The sequence below is a fragment of the Caballeronia fortuita genome (assembly GCF_001544835.2).
GTDB lineage: Bacteria > Pseudomonadota > Gammaproteobacteria > Burkholderiales > Burkholderiaceae > Caballeronia > Caballeronia fortuita.
The window spans coordinates 296,531-314,621 of record NZ_FCNX02000006.1; the positions used below are offsets into that span (position 1 = coordinate 296,531).

At 63.9% G+C, this 18,091-nt stretch carries 17 protein-coding genes; 3 read left to right on the forward strand and 14 right to left on the reverse strand.

Annotated features, from left to right (window positions below; translation table 11 throughout):
• Positions 1-29: 29 nt before the first annotated feature.
• Both tkt and fba read left to right on the forward strand, forming a co-directional pair.
• Positions 30-2,072: a transketolase gene (tkt, locus tag AWB77_RS14110; protein WP_061135046.1), complete on the forward strand. Its 2,043-nt coding sequence runs from the start codon at positions 30-32 to the stop codon at positions 2,070-2,072.
• A 28-nt stretch (positions 2,073-2,100) separates the two neighbouring features.
• The gene (gene fba / locus AWB77_RS14115) at positions 2,101-3,138 is read left to right on the forward strand and encodes a class II fructose-bisphosphate aldolase (protein WP_061135151.1); all 1,038 of its coding nucleotides are present in this window, start codon (positions 2,101-2,103) and stop codon (positions 3,136-3,138) included.
• A 33-nt stretch (positions 3,139-3,171) separates the two neighbouring features.
• Here the strand turns inward: fba and AWB77_RS14120 are convergent, their stop codons facing one another.
• From AWB77_RS14120 to AWB77_RS14140, 5 genes are all read right to left on the reverse strand, one after another.
• Positions 3,172-3,549, reverse strand: a complete 378-nt coding sequence (locus AWB77_RS14120; protein WP_061135047.1) for a type II toxin-antitoxin system VapC family toxin — start codon at positions 3,547-3,549, stop codon at positions 3,172-3,174.
• Complete coding sequence (locus AWB77_RS14125) at positions 3,549-3,851, reverse strand: hypothetical protein (protein ID WP_061135048.1); 303 nt, start codon at positions 3,849-3,851, stop codon at positions 3,549-3,551. The genes AWB77_RS14120 and AWB77_RS14125 overlap by 1 nt, the downstream gene beginning before the upstream one ends.
• Positions 3,852-3,956: 105 nt before the next feature.
• On the reverse strand, positions 3,957-5,357 hold the full coding sequence (locus tag AWB77_RS14130; RefSeq protein WP_061135049.1) for a DUF6513 domain-containing protein: 1,401 nt from the start codon (positions 5,355-5,357) through the stop codon (positions 3,957-3,959).
• Positions 5,336-5,935 carry a flavoprotein gene (locus AWB77_RS14135; protein ID WP_061135050.1) on the reverse strand — a complete coding sequence of 200 codons (600 nt, stop codon included), beginning with the start codon at positions 5,933-5,935 and terminating at the stop codon, positions 5,336-5,338. The genes AWB77_RS14130 and AWB77_RS14135 overlap by 22 nt, the downstream gene beginning before the upstream one ends.
• Positions 5,932-7,971 carry a sigma-54-dependent Fis family transcriptional regulator gene (locus AWB77_RS14140; RefSeq protein ID WP_061135051.1) on the reverse strand — a complete coding sequence of 680 codons (2,040 nt, stop codon included), beginning with the start codon at positions 7,969-7,971 and terminating at the stop codon, positions 5,932-5,934. Before AWB77_RS14140 ends, AWB77_RS14135 begins: the two co-directional genes overlap by 4 nt.
• 307 nt (positions 7,972-8,278) lie before the next feature.
• On the opposite strand from AWB77_RS14140, the gene AWB77_RS14145 reads away from it, so the two are divergent.
• Positions 8,279-8,746 carry a dihydroneopterin aldolase gene (locus AWB77_RS14145; RefSeq protein ID WP_082852658.1) on the forward strand — a complete coding sequence of 156 codons (468 nt, stop codon included), beginning with the start codon at positions 8,279-8,281 and terminating at the stop codon, positions 8,744-8,746.
• Between the two features lie 854 nt (positions 8,747-9,600).
• Here AWB77_RS14145 and AWB77_RS14150 read toward each other — a convergent pair.
• From AWB77_RS14150 to AWB77_RS14190, 9 genes are all read right to left on the reverse strand, one after another.
• Entirely contained in the window at positions 9,601-10,002 is a 402-nt protein-coding gene (locus tag AWB77_RS14150) for a hypothetical protein (RefSeq protein WP_061135052.1), read from the reverse strand.
• Between the two features lie 83 nt (positions 10,003-10,085).
• The gene (fae, locus tag AWB77_RS14155) at positions 10,086-10,595 is read right to left on the reverse strand and encodes a formaldehyde-activating enzyme (protein WP_061135053.1); all 510 of its coding nucleotides are present in this window, start codon (positions 10,593-10,595) and stop codon (positions 10,086-10,088) included.
• 172 nt (positions 10,596-10,767) lie between these two features.
• Positions 10,768-11,625 (reverse strand): triphosphoribosyl-dephospho-CoA synthase, encoded by an 858-nt coding sequence (locus AWB77_RS14160; RefSeq protein ID WP_061135154.1) that lies wholly within the window; start codon positions 11,623-11,625, stop codon positions 10,768-10,770.
• On the reverse strand, positions 11,612-12,541 hold the full coding sequence (locus AWB77_RS14165) for an ATP-grasp domain-containing protein (protein ID WP_096031137.1): 930 nt from the start codon (positions 12,539-12,541) through the stop codon (positions 11,612-11,614). The genes AWB77_RS14160 and AWB77_RS14165 overlap by 14 nt, the downstream gene beginning before the upstream one ends.
• Entirely contained in the window at positions 12,538-13,536 is a 999-nt protein-coding gene (gene mch / locus AWB77_RS14170; RefSeq protein WP_061135055.1) for a methenyltetrahydromethanopterin cyclohydrolase, read from the reverse strand. The genes AWB77_RS14165 and mch overlap by 4 nt, the downstream gene beginning before the upstream one ends.
• Positions 13,533-14,708, reverse strand: coding sequence for an ATP-grasp domain-containing protein (locus AWB77_RS14175; protein ID WP_061135056.1), 1,176 nt, complete (start codon positions 14,706-14,708; stop codon positions 13,533-13,535). Before AWB77_RS14175 ends, mch begins: the two co-directional genes overlap by 4 nt.
• The gene (locus tag AWB77_RS14180) at positions 14,705-15,634 is read right to left on the reverse strand and encodes an NAD(P)-dependent methylenetetrahydromethanopterin dehydrogenase (RefSeq protein ID WP_061135153.1); all 930 of its coding nucleotides are present in this window, start codon (positions 15,632-15,634) and stop codon (positions 14,705-14,707) included. Before AWB77_RS14180 ends, AWB77_RS14175 begins: the two co-directional genes overlap by 4 nt.
• Before the next feature lie 49 nt (positions 15,635-15,683).
• Complete coding sequence (locus tag AWB77_RS14185; RefSeq protein WP_061135057.1) at positions 15,684-16,739, reverse strand: beta-ribofuranosylaminobenzene 5'-phosphate synthase family protein; 1,056 nt, start codon at positions 16,737-16,739, stop codon at positions 15,684-15,686.
• Positions 16,740-17,507: 768 nt separating this feature from the next.
• Positions 17,508-17,888 (reverse strand): 4a-hydroxytetrahydrobiopterin dehydratase, encoded by a 381-nt coding sequence (locus AWB77_RS14190; protein ID WP_061135058.1) that lies wholly within the window; start codon positions 17,886-17,888, stop codon positions 17,508-17,510.
• Positions 17,889-18,091: the final 203 nt, after the last annotated feature.

An 18,091-nucleotide genomic window follows, 5' to 3' on the forward strand; every position in this document is an offset into this window, starting at 1 on the left:
TCTCATCATCGCATCGAAGGAGGCATCACATGAATGCCGTCGCTGAAGCTTTGCCCCGACTTCATCGCTCACCCGACACGCGGCAGATGGCGAATGCGTTGCGCATGCTCGCCGTCGATGCGGTAAGCCGCGCCAACTCCGGTCATCCCGGCATGCCGATGGGCATGGCGGAAATCGCAGTCGCGTTGTGGGGACGTCATCTGAAACACAATCCCGCCGATCCGGACTGGCCCGACCGCGACCGCTTCGTGCTGTCGAACGGGCATGGCTCGATGCTGCTGTATGCGCTGCTGCATCTGACGGGCTACGACTTGTCCATCGGCGAGATCAGGCGGTTCCGGCAGATGGGCAGCAAGACGCCGGGTCATCCTGAAGCCGGTGTCACGCCCGGCGTCGAAACGACGACCGGTCCGCTCGGTCAAGGTCTGACGAACGCGGTCGGGATGGCACTCGCCGAGGCGTTGCTTGCGCGCGAGTTCAACAGGCCGGGCCATGAGATCGTCGATCATCGCACGTACGTTTTCGTGGGCGATGGCTGTCTGATGGAAGGCGTGTCGCACGAGGCGGCGTCGCTTGCGGGCACACTGCGCTTGCACAAGCTCACCGTGCTCTACGACGACAACGGCATTTCGATCGATGGCCATGTCGACGGCTGGTTCACCGAGGATACGCCGAAGCGGTTCGAAGCGTACGGCTGGAACGTGGTGCGTGCGGTGGACGGTCACGATGTCGACGACGTATCGCGCGCGTTGCAACTGGCGCGCGAATCGGATCGCCCGACGCTGATCTGCTGCAAGACGGTCATCGGTCTGGGCGCGCCGAACATGGCCGGCACCCACGATGTACACGGCGCGCCGCTGTCCGCCGACGAAGTGGAAGCGACGCGGCGCGCGCTCGACTGGACGCATGCGCCGTTCGAGATTCCATCGTCGATACGCGCGCTGTGGGACGCGCGCGAGGCGGGCACGGCGGCGCAGGACGAATGGAACCGGCGTTTCGATGCGTACCGCCGCGTGTTTCCCGATGACGCCGCCGAGTTCGAGCGGCGCGTGCGCGGCGCGTTGCCCGCGAATTGGCGCGACACGGCGCATGCGCTCGTGCGCGATGCGGATCGCGCGCGCCAGACGATCGCGACGCGCAAGGCATCGCAACTCGCGATCGAAGGGCTTGCGCGCGCGCTGCCCGAACTGCTGGGCGGATCGGCTGACTTGACCGGATCGAATCTCACGCGCTGGAAAGATGCCGTCGATGTGAGCGCATCGCCGCAGAAGGGCAATTACATCCACTTCGGCGTGCGCGAGTTCGGCATGAGCGCGGTGTTGAACGGCATCGCGCTGCATCGCGGATATCTGCCGTTCGGCGGGACGTTCCTCACGTTCTCCGATTATTCGCGCAACGCGCTGCGCATGGCCGCGCTGATGAAGACGCGCACGGTGTTCGTCTTCACGCACGATTCGATCGGCCTCGGCGAAGACGGCCCGACGCATCAGCCCATCGAACATGCCGCGACGCTGCGCATGATTCCAGGTCTCGACGTATGGCGTCCGTGCGATACCGTCGAAACGATGCAGGCGTGGATCGGCGCGGTGGAGCGCGACCGTCCGTCGTGCCTGCTGCTGTCGCGCCAGAACCTGCCGTTCGTGCCGCGCGACGAGGCACAGATCGACGGCATCGAGCGCGGCGGCTACGTGCTCGCGGATTGGCCGTCGACATGCGAACGCGATGCGCGCCGTGTCGTGCTGATCGCGACCGGATCGGAAGTGGCGCTTGCGCTCGCCGCGATCGAGCCGCTGAAGGAAGAGGGCATCCTGGCGCGCGTCGTATCGATGCCGTCGACTACGGTGTTCGATCGTCAATGCAACGCGTGGCGCGAACGCGTGCTGCCCGAAGGCGTGCCGCGCGTCGCCATCGAAGCAGGCGTGACGGCGTTCTGGCGGCAGTATGTCGGATTGAATGGCGGCGTGATCGGCATCGATCGCTTCGGGGAATCCGCGCCCGCGAGCGAACTGTTCGAGCACTTCGGCGTGACGACCGATGCACTCATCGACGAAGCGCGCCGCGTCGCCGCCTGATTTTCGGGTTTCGCATGGAGACATCACGATGGCTTTCATCGCATTGAGGCAGTTGCTGGATCACGCGGCGGAGCACGGATACGGCGTGCCCGCGTTCAACGTCAACAACATGGAGCAGGTTCACGCGATCATGCAGGCCGCCGAGACGACGCGAAGCCCGGTCATCCTGCAGGCGTCGGCGGGCGCGCGCAAGTACGCGGGCGAGCCGTATCTGCGGCATCTCGTGCTGGCGGCGGTCGAGGCGCATCCGGATATCCCGGTCGTGCTGCATCAGGATCATGGCGCGAGTCCGTCCGTGTGCCAGCAGGCGATTCGTTCGGGCTTCACGTCGGTCATGATGGACGGCTCGCTCATGCCCGATCAGAAGACGCCCGCCGAATACGATTACAACGTCGATGTGAGCCGGCGCGTCGTGGAGGCGGCGCATTCGGTGGGCGTGTCGGTGGAAGGCGAGTTGGGCTGTCTCGGATCGCTGGAGACGGGGCGCGCAGGCGACGAGGACGGTGTCGGCGCGGAAGGCGCGTTGAGCCACGACCGCTTGCTGACCGATCCCGACGAGGCGCGCGCGTTCGTCGAAGCGACCGGCATCGATGCGCTCGCGATCGCCATCGGCACGTCGCATGGCGCGTACAAGTTCAGCCGCCAGCCGACGGGCGATATTCTCGCGATCGACCGCATCGCCGAAATTCACGCGCGCATTCCGGATACGCATCTCGTGATGCACGGGTCGTCGTCGGTGCCGCAGGAATGGCTTGCGATCATCCGCGAGCATGGCGGCGAGATTCCCGCGACGTTCGGCGTGCCCGTGGACGAGATCCGGCGCGGCATCGAGAACGGCGTGCGCAAGGTGAATATCGATACGGACATCCGCCTCGCGATGACGGGCGCGATGCGGCGCGCGATGGCATCGGCGAAGTCGGAGTTCGATCCGCGTTATGCGCTGAAGGCAGCGACGGCGGCGGCGCGCGATCTGTGCATCGAGCGGTTCGAGGCGTTCGGGTGTGCGGGGCAGGCGGATCGCATCAGGCCGATGGCGCTGGAGGCGATGGCGAGGCGGTATCACTGAGGGGCGCCGCTCGTTGGGGCGGGCGACGCGGGGTCAGGCGGGGACGACTTGCCGGACGTACTCTCTGAGTTCGCGATCGGCCGTCAGGAGCTTCAGATCTTCCGTGAGCGCTTGCGCGACGAGCACGCGATCGAACGGGTCGCGATGCAAGTGTGGCATGTTGCGGACCGCCTTGGCATGCTTGAGTTCGACCGGGAGCACGATGAACGGCTGACTTTGAAGCTCGTCTATCGCACGCTCGCCGTCCGGCTCGAGCTTGCCGCGAGCGGATTTGATCGACAGCTCCCAGATGCTGGCGGCGCTGATATACACCTGCTTCGCGTCATCTATCGCATCACGAAAGTACGCTGACAGCCGACGATCTCTCGACACGCGCCAGATATAAATGTGAGTATCGAGCAGCACGCGCATTACCGGCTCTCATGGGCGAGACTGGCTTCGTCGGGATACAGCGGCCCGTTGTACATCAGATCGATGATGTCATCGGGTAAGGGTTTGAACGCTTCGTCCTCGAACGCGCTTTCGTCTTCCGGATCGATCACGATGATGGAGCCGGTAGCTTCGGGATTGTCGTTGTCGAAATTCCCAACCGACCTCACCTTGAGCAACAACACCGGTTGCTCGCCGCCGATCGCCACGTCTTTTCCGTGCGCGACCATTTCGAGGATCTTCGGCAAGTCCTTCTGCGCATCCTCAACGCTGAATATATACATGGAACTCTCCGGATAACTAACAAGAATCCCGATGCTATCCGACTCCTTCACCCCCGCCAATATGCCAAACAGCCAATCGAAACAATTGGGAGCTATCTCAAGCCCCTAGCCCTTTTTCTTCGTGCTTCCCGGCGCGTGCCACGCCATCAAATCCTCATCGATGCGGTCGACCGCGCATCCCCAATCGAGCGGCTGATCCTGATCGAATCGCTTGCCTAGCTGCCACGCGATTTCCGCGCGCGCAAGCTGAACGCCGAGATAGAACGCGTGCCCGCCGTCGTTCTCCACCTTGAGTTCGGGATAGAGCGCGAACGGATCGATCGCGACATGATGTCCATCGCGGTTATAGACATGAATGCCGTCCGACGACACCTGCACGCGGAAATTCGGATCGCGCACGGCGGCGGCGAACGCGCCGATCTCGGCGGCATCGTAGGGAAACGGGCGCTTCGCATGCAGCGCGGATAAGTCCGCGGATAGGCCTTTGGGCAACGTCTGCGTTTCGCGTGCGGCATGCATCACGCGACGCGCGACATCGGCTTCGCGCACGGCACGGCGCGCGTGCAGGCTCACCGATGTCGTCAACACCGCCGCGATGCGCAATTCCGCCGCCATGCCGAACAGCACCGCGTTGATGCCGGTCGTGTCCGCCTCGGTCAGCTCGGTCACGTTGCCGACGCCCATCATGATCGGCACGTCGTGGTATCGCTCGCGCAAGGACACATAACGCGCGATGGAAGCCGCGAGCCCGAACGGGATGGGATCGAGAACTGGATCAGCGAGAAAGGCGCGGCCACGCTTCGTCATCGCGTCGATCGCGGCATCGAGCGATGCAACATCGGCGGGTTCGCGCGGCACGAGAATCGGCGTCGCTAAAATTTCATCAGCAATCCATAACGTATCGACGTTGAGGCTCATCACGTAGTCCGCGCCTGCGCGTGCGCCGCGCAAGAGTTCCTCGTCACGCATCGAATCGACGCTCACGCGATAGCCTTGTCCCTTGAGCATCGCGACGGCATCCTCGAGATGCGGGAATGGCGTCTCCGGCAGACAGCCAATATCGATCACATCCGCGCCTTGCCGCTCGTACTCGCGCGCGCGTGCCGCGATGCCGTCGAGATCGAGGCGCGGAGCATCGACGATCTCCGCGAAAATCTCCGTCTCGTAGCTCGACAGATCGACATGCCGCGCCTCGCGCCCGAAAAACTGCGGCAAGTCTTTCACTTCTTCGGGACCGCGCTCGACTTTCACGCCGTAGTGCGTGGAGAGCGCATCGAGATCGCCGCGGCATCGGCCGGGGACGATCATGCGGCTCGTGTTCGCGCTCAATGGCGACGGCACGCGCCGGCGGATCATGTCGGCGGTCATCAGGCCCGCGACCTGCAGGCCGATCTCGCGCACTTCCCATGTGAACGGCGCAGCCGACGCAACCGGCGCGATGCTTTCGAGCACTTGTCGAAGGCTCGATTCCGCGAGCCGTCCGGTCAGGAAGACGATGTGTTCCATGCGAGCTTCAGGTCGGACAGCCGTCGATCGAGTGCGGCTTCGAGATCCTCTAACGAGCGGGCCACGGTGGTATGCGCGAACCGCGCGAGCCGCTCGACGTTCTCGAATTCGATCGCGCGCGGCCTCACTTCGACCCATTCGTGCGGGGCGTGCGTGATGACACTCGGTGCGGTATCGCATGCGAACACGATGCCCGGCACGCATTGCTTGCCGGCTTGCGCATAGAGATTGGTGGGCAGGGTATCGGAGATGCCGAACGCGCATTTGGCGACGGTGTTGCTCGTCGCGGGCGCGATCACGACCGTGTGATATTCGCCGTTATAGATCATGCCAACGGGCACGCTGCTCGCGCTGTTGTCGCGGAACACCTTGAAGTGCTCGCGCAGTTTCGCGACCTTCCAGCCATAGAGCGGCAGCACTTCTTCGCCAGCAGCGGAGAGAAACAGATCGACGCCGGGCAGACGCCGCGCGAGCGCGATCGATTCTTCCAGCATGTGGCCCGAGCCTGTCACGCACCACGCGAAGCGCGCGTCGGGCTTGAACTCGTCGAGCCGGCGGGCGGGCGTGGGTTGCGTCATGCGTCGGCTGCGGGCGTATCGTGCGACAGGCGGATATGCAGACGATGCATCTTCCGATACAGCGTATTGCGGCTGATGCCGAGTACCTTCGCGACATTGCTCACGTTCCAGCGATGCTCGTCGAGCAATTGCAGCACGGTCTCGCGCTCCTTGACCTGGATCGCGTTGAGCGACGATGTATCGGCGTCGTCGGCGAGATGCGGCGTGGCCGTCATCGGCGCGCGCGTGACAGATTGCGTCATCGGCGCGACGCCGTTCGCGATCTCCGGCGGCAAGTGCGCGCAGCGAATTTCGGGGCCGTCGCAGAGCGCAATCGCCATTTGCAGCACGTGACGCAACTGCCGGATATTGCCGGGCCACGGATAACTCAGCAGCGCTTCTTTTGCTTCGACGGAAAGCGCGGGCGGCTCGTCGGATTCGGTTTCGAGAATATGGCCGATGAGCGCGAGCGCATCCGCACGTTCGCGCAGTGGCGGCAGATTGATTTCGATGCCGTTCAGGCGATAGTACAAGTCCTCGCGGAACATGCCGTTCTGCACGAGTTCGATGAGATTGCGGTGACTCGCGCTGATGAGCTGAAAGTCCACTTTTACCGTGGTTTCCGCGCCGAGCGGCGTGACCTCGTGTTCTTCGAGCACGCGCAGAAGGCGCGCCTGCAACGCGAGCGGCATGTCGCCGATTTCATCGAGAAAGAGCGTGCCGCCGTTCGCCTGCACGATCTTGCCCCGCCGTCCTTCACGCTGAGCGCCCGTGAACGCGCCCGCGCGATAACCGAACAGTTCGCTTTCGATCAAATTCTCCGGCAGCGACGCGCAATTCACCGCGACGAACGGCCCCGTGCCGTTCGGGCTGATGCTATGCAGCGCGTTGGCGAAGACTTCCTTGCCGGTGCCGGTCTGTCCGCGCAGGATGATCGGGATCTTGCGCTGGATCACGCGTGCGGCGAGCTGTATCTGCGAGGCCATGCGCGGATCGCCGAATTCCAGATGCGAGAGCTTGTCCAGACGCCCGGCGCTCGACGATTCGCGCGTGTCCTTGCGCGCGGCCGGCTTCGCGCGCGTGCCCGATGCCGGATCGTTCATCAGGATGCGCGTAGCGCCGTTCGCGCCTTCGCGCGGCGTCTGCGCGGTGAGGAAGAAGCGGCTGTTTGCCTTCGCGCTGTAGACGGTCACCGGATGAAACGAGCCGCGGATGCTGCGCGCGATCATGTCTTCGAGCGTCGCATTGAATGCTTCGCCGATGCGCTTGCCGCACAACTCGGCGGGCGAGCGCAGGTCGAGCTGAAAGAGCGCGCTGCGGCTTGCGGCGAGCACGACGCCTTCGTCGCTGACGGCGAGCTTGCCCGCGTGCAGCGTGCCGACGAACTCGGGCCGGCTATGGAAGTGGATCATGTTCGCGTGACGGTAGCGCGCATCGATGAGACGGTTTTCGATCATCTGCCGCGACATGCCGACGAGCACGAGCGAATGCTGCTGCAAAAGCTTCGAGCGGCTCGTCACGTCGAGCACGCCGACGACGGTGCCGCGTTCGTCGAAGATCGGCGCGGCCGAGCACGTGAGCGACGTATAGCGCGGATAGAAATGTTCGTGCTGACATACGGCGATGCAATCGCGTTCGATGAGGCACGTGCCCATGCCGTTGGTGCCGGCTTCGCGCTCGCTCCACATTGCGCCGACGCGCAGGCCATCGGCGGCGACGGCTTCGCCGAACGGCACCGACGATACCTGATGCACGATGACGCCATCGGCATCGACGAGCACGACGGCGAGCTCGGGATCGGCGAGCTGTTGATAGAGCGTCGTCATTTCGAGCTTCGAGCACGCGATGAGATCGCTGGCGGCTTCGCGCCGGTCGTTGAGCTCGCGCTGCGTGAGGACGGGCGGCATGACGAAGCGGCCTGGATCGAGCCGGAACTCGGTGAGGCACCGCAGCCACGATTGCGCGACCGAATCACTGGCGCGGCGAGCGGCCAGCGGATTATTGACGATGTTCAGCACTTCCCGGACATGCGTGTCTACGTCAGCGAGCGACGACATGAGGGCAAGTCTCCGTTGCGCCGCATTCCGGTGCGCGATGCATCGCGCGTTCCGTCCGGCGCCGAATCTGTTGTGTTGTACGCTGCGACAGCGGCCAATCGTGCCTGAAGGCGCGCCTCGTGGCCGGGTGATCGGGGTATTTTTCTGGTGCGGTGCGCGACCCGAACGACCGGTTCTCAAAAACTGTACATCCTTAGACGCTTAGGTTCAATAAGTAGTCGCATAGAGTAACGCTGACGCGCCCGGTTTTTGCTTGCAAATTACGGATGTTTTCGATAAGGGGCCGCGGTCGCGCGGCGACGAGCACATGGGCCGATTCGAACCGATCCGCGAAGCTGTTTATGTTGCACCGCACACGGCTGCGTCTGATGCGATGGATATCGTTTATATCGAAGGGCTGACGGGCGAGACGGTGGTCGGCATAGACAAGAGCGAACTGCATGATCCGCAGACGGTGCGGATGAGTCTGGCCATCGGCGTGGCGACCTTGCGTGCGTGCGCGACGGATCGCATCGAGGATACGATCAATTATGCGGCGGTGCGGGAAGCGATTCATGTGCTGCTCGCGTCGCATGGCGTGCAGTTGCTCGAGGCGCTGGCAGAGCGCATCGCGCAGATGGTGATCGCGGATTTTGGCGCGCAATGGGTCAGGGTCGTGCTGGCCAAGCCAGCCAAGTTCGATGATGTCGATGCGGTTGGGGTTGTGATTGAGCGACGGCGTCGTGGGGCTAATCGTGATCTTGGTTGGATCGGGAGGGGGTATGTGGTGGGGTGAGTTTTTTTTTCGGGTGATCCCGTATTCTTAGTGGTCTATTAGCACTGCCCATGTGCGGGGCGGCACTTACTTTCTTTGCTGCTGCAACGAAAGTAAGCAAAGAAAGCAGCTTTTTAGGCCTGCGGTCACACGCACGTTGGGTAGTTCTCTCGTCCACGGTGGCGCTCGCCTAAAGAGTGTCCTCGATAGACTACGCAGGCTTGTCTTAAGCGCATGAGGTTTGAGTTCCTTCTTTTAGGTTTAGGTGGTCCCGTATTCGTGTCGGTCTATTAGCGTTGCCCCTGTGCGGGGCGGCACTTACTTTCTTTGCTGCTGCAAAGAAAGTAAGCAAAGAAAGCAGCTTTTCAGGCCCGCGGTCACACGCAGTTTGGGTAGTACTCTCGTCCACGGTGGCACTCGCCTAAGTGTCGCCCTCATAGGCCCAACTGGGCTTGGCTCGCGCACGGTCCGCCACATCGCACCACATAACGGACTGGTGCAGCACGAAAGAGCGTCGGCACAGCGCTACGCGCTGCCGTTGGGTATGCGAGGGAAACCATCGAAGAAGAAGCACTTGCAAACCCGATTGACCCATCGGCCGCGTAGCGGGCCGGAGCTATTTGGTGCTGAACCCGCGCGGGAAACGGACTAGCGAGTCAGACCGTGCGCGAGCCAAGCCGGGTGATTGTGATGAGGGCACTCTTTAGGCGAGTGCCACGGTGGAAGAGAGGACTACCCAACGTGCGTGTGACCGCGGGCGTAACAGAAGCTGCTTTCTTTGCTTACTTTCTTTGCAGCAGCAAAGAAAGTAAGTGCCGCCCCGCACAGGGGCAACGCTAATAGACCACTAACAATCCGGGACCACACCAAAAAAATCACTTAACCGAAGACCTCTGCTGAATCCCACATGCCTTATAAGCATCCCGCTGCAAATCCCGATACTTCCTAGTCTGCGCTTTAGCGCGATCAACCCGAAACTCCGCTCCGCCTTCGCCACCCAGCGTGGCGTATTTCGAAAACGTCGACTGCTCGACATAATCGTCGTAAGTAAGCACCTGCGCGATCTTGTCGATCGCACAAGAGCACTTGTACACGTTGGCGAAATCGTGCCCGTTATCGTCCATGCACCCGAGCACGTACTCCACGCGCCCTTCAGTCGGGTAATCGTGAGTCTTAGCCGGCCGTGCGCCGCCATCGGCCCCCGTTGCAGCATAAGTACCCGGCGAGATCAGCGAGAGGCAAGTCAGCACCGTCAACGCGCAGCAACGTGGGGTCATGCGATAAGCCTCTTGAATTGAACTACGCCACACAGCCGGCACGCGGGAAAAACCCCCAGCGCACCGGCCACAAAAGAAACCACTCAGTCCGGCGAGAACGGATGCGACATCGATCCCTTCTTCGATACTACATCCTTCGCCGATGGCTCGCCCGCCACCGCACGCGCAATCGCTTCCTTCGTCGCCTGATAGTTGTAGTCGTGGATCTTCTGGTCGTCGTCCGCTTCCCAGTGAATAAACACGCCGACGCAAATGAACACGTCATCGGCTTCATCGGCGGGAATCACGCCGCCTTCCACACTGTCGGCGACCGCCATCGCAACCGCGCGCTGCGCCGGGCCGAACATCTGCACGGCCTGCTTCGCACCCTTGATCGTCACCTTGTTGAAGAGAATCGTGTTCGGCTTCGTCAGCAGATTCGGCGCGACCACGGCGAGCAGCGACGTGAAGCCATCCTTGTTGTTGGTGAGCGCGTTGCAGAACGCGGTCTCGGCAGCGGAACCTCGCGGTCCGATGATCAAGTCGATGTGTGCGACCTCGTTGCCATCGCCGACGAGCGACTCTCCTACCAGGACGCGGTTGATCTTGGCCATGCTGTTCCTCCAGTGATGTGTGGTTCTCGGGACTAGCGACTTGCTCTCGACTCGCGACGGAAAGACCCAAAGCCGCGCAAGGCTCGCGGTGCCACCATTGCGCCGATGCGACCGCTCAACCGCGAACTTCCTAACATGTTCCGTGCCAATTTTTTGTCCGCGCAGGCAGACTTCATGCACGCGTCGATGTACTCACCAGCGCGACGAAGAGCGTCGCCACAGCAAGATCGGCGCTCGTGCCCGGATTGATGCCCCGCGCCTTCAGTTCGGCATCCCACGCGTCGAGCTCAGGCGACGCCAGCGGGCAGCCCGCCGCACGCCATCGCGCGCGATGCACACAGGCATCGCGCGTGACACTTTGCGCCATCGCTATGCCCTGCTTGCGCACAATGTGCGAATCGGGAAAGCCGCAGAGAAACGTCAGGAATGCTTCCAGCATCGCGCGATGCCCGCTCGCCGGCGACACCGCGCCCGCCGCGTCGAGGCCCGCGCCGAAGATATCGGCGAAACCGTTCTCATACTGACGCGCGATGCTGTCACGATCCGCCGCGAGCGACATCGCCGCGCGCAGCGTCACCGTCGGCGGCGCATGCACGGGCTGCTCGGGCGCATCGCCGAGACCGCCCGGATTCGCCAGCGCAATCGCGCGATAGGCGAGGCGCGCATCGTCGATGTCCAGGTCCGCGAGCACGCGCTCCGTGGCCGCGCGCCAGCGGGATGCATCGGGCGACGCATCGGCATCGAAACGTTCGAGCGCGGCGCACAACGGCGCGGCGAGCAGCACGATGCCGAGATTCGTATTGCAGCCGACCGCGTCGAAGGTGCGGCGCACGGCGTCGAGAATGCGCGCGCCCACGCGTGCATGCGGCGTGAAGAGACCCGCCGCCGCCGTGCCCGCGCTCGCGATGAACTGCGCCGACGTCATGCTGTGCCCTGCGCTCGCGACGCTCACGTTGCCGGGCTTGATCGTCTCGACATCGAGGCGGCACGCGTGCAGAAACGCGGCGCGGGCGGCGTCAAGTGCGCTCATCGCCACTTGCAAGCGCGAGCGCACCTTGCGACGCGCGCAGCTTGCGATCGAGGAAGTCATCGACGAGCAGCGCCGCGATATCGAGCGGCGTCACCGATTGCAACCCGCGCCACGCCGCGACGCCGTTTACTTCGAGCACGACCGGCCGTCCGCCTTCGGCCGGAATCAGATCGACGCCCGCGTAATCGAGCCCGAGCGCCTGCGTCGCGCGCACCGCGATCTCCGCAAGCGCGGGCGTGATTTCCGCCGGCTCGCATTTCGCGCCGCGCGCGAAGTTGTGAATCCAGTCCTCGCCGCCGACGCGCTTCATCGCGGCAACCGCGCGCCCGCCGATCACCAGCACGCGCCAGTCGAAGCCGGGCGTGCCCGCATCGACATAACGCTGCAGATAGGCGACCTGACTGAAGGCTTCCAGCGGCGGCAGCGTCAAGCCCGGCTTCGCGAGCCCTTTGCCCTGCGAGCCGAAAAGCGGCTTCATCACGACCTCGCGGCCCGCCGCCGCCTCGCGCATCAGCACGCGCTGCGCATGCGCGGGCGATTCGGCGGCCCACGTCGCGGGCGTCGGCACGCCGTATCGGTTGAGCAGGAAGCTCGTCATCGACTTGTCGACGCTGCGCTCGATCGCGCGCGCCTCGTTGTAGACGGGCACGCCGCATTCGCGCAGCGCGTGCAGCATGCCGAGCCGCAACGTGACCTGCTCGAACGTGCCGCCCGCGATGCCGCGCACGAACACCGCGTCGGGCAGCGTGTGGCCGAAGCCGGGTATCGCGATGCCGTGCGGTTTCCAGGTCGTGTCGATGCGGCAAGCGGCGAGATCGACGCAACGCGCTTCGACATCGCGCGCGCGAAACGCCTTCTTCAGGCGGCTCGTGTGCCAGCCGGTTTCATCGGTCATGATCGCGACGCGCAGGCTCATGTTGCGCTCCATTGCGCATCCAGCAGCGGTTTGTCGACCTTGCCGCCGTGATACGTCGCGCCGCTTTCGAGACTCGACACCCACACTTCGGCGGGCGCGAAGAGCGCCGGGTCTATCTGGTAGAAGTCGTAGTTGAACGACGTGAAGATGTCCGCGAACGGCCGCCCGTAATCGCGCGCATTCGACGATGGCAGCTCGGCTGCAAGCCGCTTCGCGGCGTCATCGCGCTTGACCGTGAGATGCACGCGGCCGCCGTAGAGAATGGCGTCGTTGGTGCGGCCCATCGCCTGAACGCCGTCGGGCGCGGGCGGCGGAAGCGGCGCGCTGCCGCTCGCTTCGACAATCTCGCCCAGATCGACGCCCAGCACATGCGTCTTGTGCAGCGCGACTTCCACGACACGCGCGACGACCTGCACCGTCCCCGCGACAGACTGTGTCGGCGTCACGGCGATCACGAGGTTCTGCGGCGCGAGGCCGCAATCGTTGAGCACTTTGTCGATGACGACCTGCGGCGGCAAGCGGTCCACTTCCATCACGAGCGCGCCGCGATCGTGCCGGTCGCGATAGCCGAGTTCGTCGAAGAGCGGCTCCTTGCCCGCGAGCGCGCGCGCCGGACCCGAGCCTAGCGAGAAGAACTTCTTGCCGCCGGTCTGCTCCTTCGTCGCGGAAAGACTCCAGCCCGCGTACTGGCTCGCGAGGCATGCGAGCACCGGATTGCTCGTGTGCACTTCGATGAAGCTCGGCCAGAGCGGCGCGTGATCGAACGCGATGCGCCGCGCCACGCGCCCGAGCCCGCCCATGCAGATGCGCGCGATCAGCACGCCTGCTTCGGCGCTGCCCTTCGCATTCACGCCCGCATCCACGATGACGGTGCCGCCGTCCGTGCGCGCGATGTCGACGTGACGCCGCGCGGCATCGTCGATGAGACGCGCGACGAGCCGCTCGCTCGATGCGTTGACGCTCAGCGCGGCATCCGCCTGAAAAGTCGATGTCATGGTTTCGATAGGGTTTCGATGCGTTGCAAAAGCCGCGCGTGCTCGCCATCCAGCGCGTCGCGCAGATCGGCGAAGGCGGGCGCGGATGCGGTCATCGTGCAAACGGGCTGGCCCGCTTCGATGCGCGCGCCGGCGAGCGGCACGTCGTGACATGCGGGGTCGTCGAAACAGGCGTCGCTGAATGCGCGCGATGCAGTGAAACTGTCGCGCGCGAACACGACGCGCTGCGCCGCATGCAGCGGCGGCGTGCGCGTGGCCGTGCCGGGGGCGTGCGGCAGATCGCCATGCAGACACGCGTCCAGATGCGCGCCGATCAAACCGCGCGGCCACGCGTCGGGCCATGCGGCTTCGTAGAGCGCCATCGTCGATGACGGGCGCGTGTTGATTTCGAGCACGCTGAACGTATCGCCGTCGAGCAGAAAGTCGATGCTGTTCAGGCCGGTCAGATCCGTTTGCCAGACGATACGATCGATCGCTTCGACGATGCGCTGTGCGATTCGCGCGGGCAATCGCACCGGCCCGAGCGAACCCGCGTGCACAAAGGGCAGCCGTCCCGCTTCGACCGTCAGTTGCTCCGCGAAGCCGATGACCGCCGCCTCGCGATGCGCGGCGACGAAAAGCGCGGACATCGAACGGCCTTGCGCGAACCGCTGGAAATAGGCGCCGGCGGCCGCGCGCTCGATGCCATCGGCCCATTCGATATGGGTGCCGCCGCAACCATCGGAACGTTTGACGAGCCAGCCATCGCGCTCGCCGGGCAACGTGAAGCGGACTTCGGGATGCGCGATATGCGCCTCGTCGAGCAGCGCGAAGAAGCGGCGCGGATCGCGCACCGCCGCCGCCTGCGCGCCGTTGCCGATAAAGCGCGGCACATGCTGCGCGCGGCTCAGTTCGCCCGCGAGCGGCTCCAGCCCGCTCGTCACGATGAGGCCGAGCATGCGCGGCAGGCGCGCGGCGTGTTCGAGCGCATCGAAAAGACGCGCGCGATCGATCGACAGACCATTGCCGCCGATATCGAACCACATGCCCGCGTGCGCGCGCGTATCGCGATCGCCGAAGATATCGAGCGCGACGACGTTCAGGCCCGCGCGCGCCGCCGATTGCGCGACGAGCCGCGCCGACAGCCCCGCGACCGCGATGCGCGGCGCGCGCGAGGCGTCGCCCGGCATCATGCGCCTTGCCCCGCGACGATCGCGCGAGCTTCGTCGAATGCTTCGGGAAAGCCGAGATACACAGGCTTGCCGCCGGTACGCATGCGCAGGAAGAGCCGATGCTCCGCCTGATACTTGACGTTGCCGATCGCGAGTGCGCCGATGCCGACCGCATCCGCGCGCGCGGCGCCCGCGAGCGGCTTGCCGTCGTCCATCACGTTGACGCCGGCGATGCCTTCGGGCGGCACGGCGTTGACATCGGCGGCGATCAGCAGGTTCTTCGCGTGCGCGAGATCGGCGGATGTCATCACCTGCACGCCAGCGACGGCGGTTGCGAACACGACTTCCGCGCGTGCGAGTTCGCGATGCAGCTGATCGGGCGAGCCGGTCGCGACGCCTGACGTCGCGATATCGAAGCGGCGATTGATCTCGTCGCTCACCTGCGTCGCACGCGATTGACTCGAATGGCTCGCGACGGCGACATCCGCGCCGAGCGATGCGGCCATCGCCGCGGCCACGCGCCCGACCGCGCCGGTGCCGCCGAGAATCAGCACGCGCTTGCCGCCGAGATCGACGGAATGCGCGGCGCGCAGATGCTTTTCCGCGAGCGCGACGAGCGCGGCGGCGGTGGTGTACGCGCCACTCGGATCGGCGAAGACGGAGACTTCGAAGGGCGGGACCATTGCGTTGCGAGCTTTTTCGAGCATGTCGGCGGCGAGCATCACGTCGCGTCCGCCGATGAAGATGCCCGTGCGCGACACGCCTTTCGGCCCGCGCGAGAAAATCGCGTCCTGCGTGAGCTGCACGACGCTGTCTTCGTCGACGTTACAGTAGGGCACGAGGATCTGATAGCCCGCGTCGGCGGCCATGTTCACGTCGAACGGGCTCATTTGCGGCGTCGCGGTGAACATGTGCAGGACGTAGGGTCGTTCGGTGGCTTCGGGCATGTCGATGGACTCGTTGGACGTAGTGGATGTATCGATGTGCGTTCCGTGCTCAGGCCGCGTTTGCTCCATGCAGACGGTGATGGGCCGCGCGCCATGTTGCACCGCGATTGCGCCCTGCCGCGATCGTGAACGCGAGCGGTGCGCCTTGGGAGACGCGCTGCGCTGCGGCGAGCGCGCGTTCGGCATCCTGGGCGCTCGCGACGAATGCGAAGCCGACCGGTCCCCACGACGTCTGGCCGATACCCGCTTTCTGTTCGGCGGCGACGGCTTCGAGCGCGCGCGCGACGGCGGGGCTTGCGAATACGCCGCCTTGCACGGGCGCGAAGTATTCGCCGATGGTCTGCTGCAGGTCCGAGATGGCGTCGGCGTAGGTGTCGAAATCGTGTTCGGCGACGGCGGGCAGCACGCGCATCAGCACGAGATGCGAGAGATGCGCGGCGAGCGTCGCAGGGAAGGGCGCGAGCGATGCGAGACCGCGTTTTTCTTCGTCGCCGTGCAGGCCTTCGCGGGAAGTGTCGTCGATGAGCAGGACGCGCCATGCTTCCGGGAACGGCTGCCGCGCGATGAGCGGCGGCAGGTTTGTAGTGGACACGTTGCGAGTATCGCGCCCGCCGTCGACGATGAGGCCGCCGTGATCGAAGCCATGTATGCCGATGCCGGAGCGCGCGCCGCGTGCGAGGATTCGCGCGATATCGCAGGTGGTGGCGTCGTGGCCATTCGCGCGGGCGAAGGCGGTGCCGAGCGCCAGTGCCAGTTGCGTGCCGGAGCCTAAGCCTGTGTGGGCGCGCGGAGTTTCGTGTATTTCGATGTCGAGGGTGCTTCTGGTTTTTGTTGTGTTCAAGGCGGCTTCGAGTTGTTCGATGTATCGCTCGATGCGTTCGCGTTGTGCATCGCTTGTTGTGCCTTCGATCATCGCCGCGTCGCCTCTCGACGCCGGCGCTTGCCGCGCTGTTATTCGCGTGACGTGCGCGTCGATCGCCAGACCTATACTGCCGAAAGCGCGGCCGAGCGAGCCGTTCGGATCGATGAAGCCAAGATGCAGCCGCGCAGGCGACTCGACTGTTATCGCCGATGGCGGTGATATGCGTCCGGGGGATGTCGGCATCGTGGGTTTGCTTTTCCTTTGGTTTGCTTTTGGGCTTTTGGGCTTTTGGGCTTTTGAGCCTCTCGGTTAGGCAAATCCTGTACCAGTTTTTTTATCGGGTGATCCCGTATTCGTGTCGGTCTATTAGCGTTGCCCCTGTGCGGGGCGGCACTTACTTTCTTTGCTGCTGCAAAGAAAGTAAGCAAAGAAAGCAGCTTTTCAGGCCCGCGGTCACACGCAGGTTGGGTAGTACTCTCGTCCTCGGTGGCACTCGCCTAAGTGTCGCCCTCATAGGCCCAATCGGGCTTGGCTCGCGCACGGTCTGCCGCCCAACACCGCTTAACGCGCGGGTCCAGCACGAAATAGTTTCGGCACGGCGCTGCGCGCTGCCGTCGGGTATGCGAGGGAAACCATCGAAGAGCAAGCGCACGCGCACCCGATTGACCCATCGGCCGCGCAGCGGGCCGGAGCTGTTTGGTGCTGAACCCGCGCGCTAATCGGACTAGCGAGTCAGACCGTGCGCGAACCAAGCCGGGTGATTGTGATGAGGGCACACGTTAGGCGAGTGCCACGGTGAACGAGAGGACTACCTAAACTGCGTGTGACCGCGGGCGTAACAGAAGCTGCTTTCTTTGCTTACTTTCTTTGCAGCAGCAAAGAAAGTGAGTGCCGCCCCGCACAGGGGCAGTGCTAATAGACCGAAAACAAAACGGGATCCGGCGAAACCCTAACGCGAGCGAAGCCAGACCAAAACCCTAACGCGAGCGAAGCCGGACCAAAACCCTAACTTCAATCCCCTTCATACTTGATATACCGAAACCGCTGATCATCGGAAGGCGTCCCTTCGAGCGGCCCACCCTCCTTGCCGGGTTGCCACGAAATGACCTCTTCGATCTTCGAAGCCAGCGCAAAGTCCTTATCCGTGATCCCTTTAGCCGAATGTGTCTTGAGCTTCACGATCACGAAAGCATAAGAAACCGTAAGGTCCGGATGATGCCAGGCGGCTTCCGCCAGATGCCCCACGGTATTCACGACCATCAGCGTCCCCTTCCAGCTTTCGGTCTTGAACTTGCGCCTGAGCCATCCATCCTCGACATACCAGTGCCTGAGCGCACCCGTCAAACGTTGCTTGACCTCTTCGTCGGAATACACCTTCTCGGCTTGAGCCATGACAAAAGCCTCCGGATATGAAAACGGCTAGAGCATCAAGTATGCGCCAAACAGAACATGCTGCATCGCGCCATGTCACGCGATCTCCTTCGCGTATTTGACACAGTATGTGTCGCGACCCGACAGCAACACGACCATTCGCGACAGCATCGCCCGTCGAATTCCCGTTTTTAAGCACGCGAGTTAAACCGGCATGGAATATG